This is a genomic window from Zavarzinia sp., from assembly GCF_049306435.1.
Taxonomy (GTDB): Bacteria; Pseudomonadota; Alphaproteobacteria; order Zavarziniales; family Zavarziniaceae; genus Zavarzinia.
The window spans coordinates 1-6,006 of record NZ_JBAQRT010000189.1 but is presented as its reverse complement, the minus strand read 5'-3'; the positions used below and the strand labels follow the sequence as shown (position 1 = coordinate 6,006).

7 protein-coding genes are annotated in these 6,006 nt (G+C 70.5%); 1 reads left to right on the top strand and 6 read right to left on the bottom strand.

Annotated features, from left to right (window positions below):
- Positions 1–147: 147 nt before the first annotated feature.
- From WAZ62_RS10490 to WAZ62_RS10465, 6 genes are read right to left on the bottom strand one after another with little or no spacing between them, the layout of a single operon-like run.
- The gene (locus tag WAZ62_RS10490) at positions 148–1,047 is read right to left on the bottom strand and encodes a LysR family transcriptional regulator (protein ID WP_422643473.1); all 900 of its coding nucleotides are present in this window, start codon (positions 1,045–1,047) and stop codon (positions 148–150) included.
- A complete protein-coding gene (gene mobA / locus WAZ62_RS10485) occupies positions 1,044–1,619 on the bottom strand; it encodes a molybdenum cofactor guanylyltransferase MobA (protein WP_422643472.1) in 576 nt (191 codons plus the stop codon). The genes WAZ62_RS10490 and mobA overlap by 4 nt, the downstream gene beginning before the upstream one ends.
- Positions 1,616–2,818 carry a molybdopterin molybdotransferase MoeA gene (locus WAZ62_RS10480; protein WP_422643471.1) on the bottom strand — a complete coding sequence of 401 codons (1,203 nt, stop codon included), beginning with the start codon at positions 2,816–2,818 and terminating at the stop codon, positions 1,616–1,618. The genes mobA and WAZ62_RS10480 overlap by 4 nt, the downstream gene beginning before the upstream one ends.
- Positions 2,815–3,312 carry a molybdopterin-guanine dinucleotide biosynthesis protein B gene (gene mobB, locus WAZ62_RS10475; protein WP_422643470.1) on the bottom strand — a complete coding sequence of 166 codons (498 nt, stop codon included), beginning with the start codon at positions 3,310–3,312 and terminating at the stop codon, positions 2,815–2,817. Before mobB ends, WAZ62_RS10480 begins: the two co-directional genes overlap by 4 nt.
- Entirely contained in the window at positions 3,309–4,157 is an 849-nt protein-coding gene (gene fdhD, locus WAZ62_RS10470; RefSeq protein WP_422643469.1) for a formate dehydrogenase accessory sulfurtransferase FdhD, read from the bottom strand. The genes mobB and fdhD overlap by 4 nt, the downstream gene beginning before the upstream one ends.
- A 52-nt stretch (positions 4,158–4,209) precedes the next feature.
- A complete protein-coding gene (locus WAZ62_RS10465; protein ID WP_422643468.1) occupies positions 4,210–4,407 on the bottom strand; it encodes a heavy-metal-associated domain-containing protein in 198 nt (65 codons plus the stop codon).
- Between the two features lie 135 nt (positions 4,408–4,542).
- Here WAZ62_RS10465 and WAZ62_RS10460 point away from each other — a divergent pair.
- Positions 4,543–6,006 (top strand): heavy metal translocating P-type ATPase (locus WAZ62_RS10460; protein ID WP_422643467.1); only part of this gene is annotated, 1,464 nt, incomplete at its 3' end.

Here is a 6,006-nt window from a genome sequence, read left to right as displayed (position 1 = left end):
GTCCTCGGCGCCATCTCCCTGCACCGCCTCGCCGGCAGCATCCGGAAAATTGAAAGGCAGCTCTTCGAAGCACACCGAAAACGTAAACTTCAGACCTTAACTTAGCGCATATGGGCGAAGGCCGGGGTCTTCCGACGAGAAGGCGCCTCAATCCTCCTCGTCGAGCCGGGCCGCGATGATGCGGGCTTCGGCGACGAGGGCGGCGCAGAGCGGGGTCATGGCATCCCGCTCCGCGACGACGAGGCCGATCGTATGGGCGGCGTCGGGCTCGCGTATGGGGATGGAACGGATATTGTCCGGGAGGCCGAGGGTCGCCGCCAGCTTGGCCGGCATCACGCTCGACCAGCGGCCGGTGCGGACATGGGCGAAGAGCACGATCATCGAATTGGATTCGAGGGTCGGCGTCGCGACGCAGCCGGCGCCTTTCAGCAGGGCGTTGATGATGCGCCGGTTCTGCATGTCGGGGGTCAGCAGGCACAGGGGCACGTCGCCGACTTCGGCCCAGGTCACGCTCTCGCGGTCGCCCAGCGGCGCGTCCGGATTGGTCAGCAGGCGGTAACGCTCGCGGTACAGGGGCACGGTGGCGACCCGGCCCAGCGGCTCGTTGTCGAGATAGGTCAGGGCGGCATCGGCATCCAGATTGTCGACGAGGGCGAGCGCCTCGGCCGAGGTGCGCGACAGGATGGTGAAACTGACATGGGGGTGACGGGCGCGAAACGGTGTCGTCAGCTCCGGCACCATGGGCAGGGCGGTCGGGATCGCGGCGATGGTGAGGTGACCCGACAGGCCCTTGCGCATCGCCTCCACATCCTGCCGCATCGCCCGCGTGTCGCCGACGATGCGCCGCGCCCAGCCCAGCACCTTCTCGCCCTCGGGGGTCAGGCGCTGGAAGCGCGAGCCGCGCTGGACCAGCAACACGCCGAGTTCCGCCTCCAGCTGCTTCAGCCCGGCCGAGAGGGTGGGCTGGGTCACGCCGCAGGCTTCGGCCGCCCGGCCGAAATGTTTCTCCCGCGCCAGGGCGAGCAGGAATTCCAGCCGCGTGTTCATGGCGCCAGCACCGCTTCCGCGAGGGCGAGATCGTCCGGCGTGTTGATGTTCAGGAAGGGATCGGGCGCCTCGTCGCCATAATCGATCCGCTCGTGGGCGTGGCGGCGGACGAAGCCGCCCACCCGGTCCAGCTTCTCGACCGTGAGGGCATGGCGCAGGTCACCGGCCAGCGCGGGCGACCACAGCGCGCTCAACCAATGGTCCCGCCCATGGGACGCGGCGAAGGCGATGGGGGCATCCGCCGCCGCGAGGCGGCCTGCGAGGTCACGGGGCACGAAGGGCTCGTCCCCGGTCACGGTCAGCAGCGGCCCCCCCGCCCACAGGAGGCCGGCGAGAACCCCTGCCAGCGGCCCCGGATAATCCGGCAGCGTATCGGCGACGATCTCGAGGCCATACCTGAGATAGGGCGCCGGGTCGCCGTTCACATTGAGGGCGAGGCGGCCGACCTGGGGCGCCACCCGCTCGATCACATGCTGGACCAGGGGCTTGCCGGCCAGGGGGGCCAGCATCTTGGGGCCATGGCCGAAGCGGCGGGACAGGCCGCCGCACAGGATGATGCCGGCGGGCTTCACCGCAGGGCGCCCGCGAAGGGAATGAAACCGATCCTGTCGCCGGGGACGACCCGCGTCACCGCTTCCGCGATATCGGCGAAACCTTCGGTATCTCCGCTCCAGGCCAGATTGCCGGCGGCGTTGCGCGCCACCCGCTCCACCTTGCCGTCGTGCAGCCGGGCCGGGATCAGGGCGCGGTCGCCGGCCGGCTTTTCGTAAGCGAAACCGGCCGGCAGGGTGTAACGGGGCAGGGCGCGCGGTGCCTCCCCGGCGAGGTGCCGCAGCAGCATCTGGCCGATCAGGGTGAAGGTGACGGCGACCGCCCCCGGATTGCCCGGCAGGCCCAGCACCGGCGTCCCCGCGATCAGGCCAAGGCCCATGGGCCGGCCGGGCTTCAGGGCCAGCCGATGGAAGATCATCTCGCCCTCGCCATGGAGGATCGCCGGAATATGATCCTCGTCGCCGACCGACATGCCGGCGGTGGTGATGACCAGATCGGCGCTTCGGGCAGCGGCCAGCAAGGCCGTGGTGATCGCGGCCCGGTCGTCCGGCAGGATCGGGCCGTCGGTCACGTCGCAGCCCAGATCGGCGAGGAGGCCGCGCAGCATCGGCCGGTTGCTGTCGGTCACCTGATGCGCGGCCCTCCGCGCGCCGGCCGGCCGCAATTCGTCGCCGCTGGACAGCAGCGCGACCTGGAGGCGCGGCCGAACCACGACCTCGGTCACGCCGAGGTCGGCCAGCAGGCCCAGATGCACCGGCGTCAGGCGAAGCCCGGCGGGCAGGGCGGTGTCGCCCGGTCGCAGCACCTCGCCCTTGCGGCGGATGTTGGCGCCGGGGCGAAGGTCGCCGTGCCAGCGCAAGGACTGCCCCTCGACCTGCGCCTGTTCCTGCATCAGGACACCGTCCGTGCCTTCCGGCACCACGGCGCCGGTGAAGATGCGCACCGCTTCCCCGGGGGCGAGGGCATGGGGGAAGGGATGGCCGGCCGCCGCGCGCCCGGCGACAAGGCGGCAGGTGCCATGCCCCGCGCGGTGCAGGGCGTAACCGTCGACGGCGGCATTATCGGCCGCGGGCAGGGCTTCCCGCGCCAGCACGGGCCGGGCCAGGACGCGGCCGGCGGCGGCCGTGATGTCCAGGGTCTCGCAACCATCGGGCACCGCGATCCGCTCGCCGATCAGGGCCAGCGCCGCGTCCACGGTCAGCAGCGGCGGCCGGCTCACACGTAATGCCCCGCGATCAGGAAATCGACGATGGCGCCGAGATCGTCGAGGTTCAGCCAGGGCACGGTGATGCCGGCGGGGGCATGGGGCGCGGCGACGGCGACGACATGGGGATCGTCCGGCTGCAGCAGCGGCTTGCCGACATCGGCGCGGTAAACCTCGATCTTGGGGATCGGGTCGCGCTTGAAGCCTTCGACGATGACGACATCGACCGGCGCGAGCTTGGCCAGCAACTGGTCCAGCGTCCATTCCGGCGCGCCGCGATGCTCGTGCATCAGGGCGAAGCGCCGGCTGGAGGCGACGAGGACTTCCGCCGCCCCGGCGACCCGGTGGTTGTGACTGTCCTTGCCCGGCTGGTCGACGTCGAAATCGTGATGGGCGTGCTTGATGGTGGATACCGTGCGTCCGGTCGCGATCAGGGCGGGGATCAGGCGGGTGACCAGGGTGGTCTTGCCGCTGCCGCTCCAGCCGGCGAAGCCGATCAGTTTGGTCATGGGATCAGGCGCTCCGGCCTTGTGTAGATCGAATGGCGATGGCCCCGCGCGAAGGCGATCAGGGTGATGCCGGCCTCTTCCGCCAGGCGGACCGCGTAGTCGGTCGGCGCCGAGACCGCGGCGATCACGGCGATGCCCGCCGTCGCCGCCTTGTGCACGATCTCGAAGGAACAGCGGCTGGTGACGGCCAGGAAGCCGCCCGAGGGGTCGATGCCGCGCCGGGCAAGGGCTCCGGTCAGCTTGTCGACCGCGTTGTGCCGGCCGACATCTTCCCGCAGCAGCAGGATATCGCCGCCGGGCCCGGCAAAGGCGGCGGCGTGCACCGCATGGGATTCGCGGTTCAGCACCTGCCCGGCGGACAGGCCCGCCATGGCACGGGCGATGGCACCGGCGGCGATCCTCGGTCCCCCTGCCACCTTGGGCGGCGGGCGCAGCGCCTCGTCGAGGCTGTCGATGCCGCACAGGCCGCAGCCGGTGCGCCCGGTCAGGGCGCGGCGCCGCTCCTTCAGGCGGGCGAAACGGGCGGCGGGAATGTCGATGTCGAGGCTGATGCCCCGGTCATGGTCGGTGCGGGTGATATCGCGCACCTCCGAGATCGTGCCGACGATGCCTTCCGCCAGGGAAAAGCCGGTGGCGAAATCCTCGAGGTCGAGGGGGCTCGCCATCATCACGGCGTGGGAGACGCCGTTGTAGACGAGGGCGATCGCCACCTCGTTGGCGAGGATGTCTCCCACCGGTGCCGTCTCGTCGCCGTCACGGCGCAGGCACGCCCGCTCGACGAGCGCGGCGTGGCGAAAGGCCCTGTCGCTGTCATCATCGTCCGGGTCGGGGTGGGCGGCGTCCATGGTCAAAGGCTTTGCGCCAAAGCAGGGGGCGCCGTCAACCCGCGAGGTGGGCTCAGGCGTCGGCAATGCCGAAGCCGGCCTTTTCCACCGCCTGGATGACCAGCTTGCGGTCGGCGCCATCGGCGAAACTCAGGGTCGCCGAGGCCAGATCGACACTGGGGCTGGCGTCCGGGGCCGCCTTGGTCACCGCCTTTTCGACCGATTTGGCGCAGCCGCCGCAGGTCATGCCGGTTACTGTCAGTTTTTGCACGATCGCATCTCCTCGAACTTCGATGCCTGAAAGATGGGGCTTCCCATCATGGGAAGGTCAAGCCTCGATTTTTGTCCTTGACCTTCCCATGTTGGGAAGGTGTCCGCTGGTCCCAGGATACAGATGGGAAGCATCATGAGCAGCCTCAGCCTGAAGATCGACGGCATGACCTGCGCCGCCTGCGTCACGCGGCTGGAGAAGGCGTTGAGCGCCGTGCCGGGCGTCAGCGCCGCCAGTGTCAACCTCGCGACCGAAATCGCCCGGGTAGAGGGCACGGCCCCGGCCGCCGCCCTGATCGAGGCGGTGGAGGACGCAGGGTATGAGGCCGCCGTCGCCGCCGACGAATTCGCCGCGCCGGTGGGGCAGGGCGCGCCGAAACTGTGGGAAGTGCTGCTGGGGGCGGGTCTGACCCTGCCGCTGGTGCTGCCCATGGCCGTGCCGTCGCTGATGCTGCCGGGTCTCATGCAGCTGGCGCTGGCGGGCGTCGTGCAAGGGCTGCTGGGCTGGCGCTTCTATCTGCACGGCTGGAAGGCGTTGCGCGCCGGCAGCGGCAACATGGACGTGCTGGTCGCCCTCGGCACCACGGCGGCCTTTGGCCTCAGCCTCTATCTGCTGTTCGTTCACGGCGGCCATCACCTCTATTTCGAGGCCTCGGCGGCGGTGATCACTCTCGTCCTCCTCGGCAAATATCTGGAAGCGCGGGCCAAGCGCGAGACAGGCGCCGCCCTGCGCGCCCTCGCGGCCCTGCGGCCGGACAAGGCGATTCTCGTCGGGCCGGACGGGGCGGAGCGGGAAGTGCCGGCCGACAGTCTGAAGGCGGGCGATGTCGTCTCGGTCCGCTCGGGCGCGCGGCTGCCGGCCGACGGCGTCATTCTGAAGGGCGAATCCGCCCTCGACGAAGCCTTGCTGACTGGGGAGAGCCTGCCGGTTGCCAAGGGGCCGGGCGATGCCGTCGTCGGCGGCTCGGTCAATGGCGAGGGGCTCTTGCATGTCCGGGTGACCGCGACCGGCGGCAAGGCGTTCCTCGGCACGATCATGCGCATGGTCGCCGATGCTCAAGGCACGAAGCCGCCCATCCAGCGTCTGGTCGACCGGATCTCGGCGATCTTCGTGCCCGTCGTCGTCGGCATCGCCGCCGTCACCGTCCTCGGCTGGCTGATGGCCGGGGCGGGGGCGGAGACGGCGATCATCCACGGCGTCGCCGTGCTCGTCATCGCCTGTCCCTGCGCCCTCGGCCTCGCGACGCCGGCGGCGATCATGGTCGGCACCGGGCTCGCGGCGAAGAACGGCATCCTGATCCGCGATCCCGCCGCGCTGGAAGCCGCCCGCACCATCGACCTCGTCGTCTTCGACAAGACCGGCACCCTGACCGAGGGCAAGCCCCGGCTGGTCGGCCTGCGGGCGCTGGCCGATCTGACCGAGGACGAGGCTCTGGCTATCGCCGCCGCTTTGCAGGCCAGCAGCGATCATCCGCTGGGCCTGGCGCTGCGCCGGGCGGCGGAGGCGCGCAATCTCGCCCTGCCCGTGGTCGAAGGTGGGCGCAGCCTCGCCGGCCGGGGCGTCGCCGGCACGGTTGCGGGCACCGAATACCTGCTGGGC

Excerpts from the sequence above, each read along its gene's own strand:
- WAZ62_RS10490 (WP_422643473.1), bottom strand. The coding sequence starts at position 1,047 with ATGAACACGCGGCTGGAATTCCTGCTCGCCCTGGCGCGGGAGAAACAT.
- mobB (WP_422643470.1), bottom strand. The coding sequence starts at position 3,312 with ATGACCAAACTGATCGGCTTCGCCGGCTGGAGCGGCAGCGGCAAGACC.
- fdhD (WP_422643469.1), bottom strand. The coding sequence starts at position 4,157 with ATGGACGCCGCCCACCCCGACCCGGACGATGATGACAGCGACAGGGCC.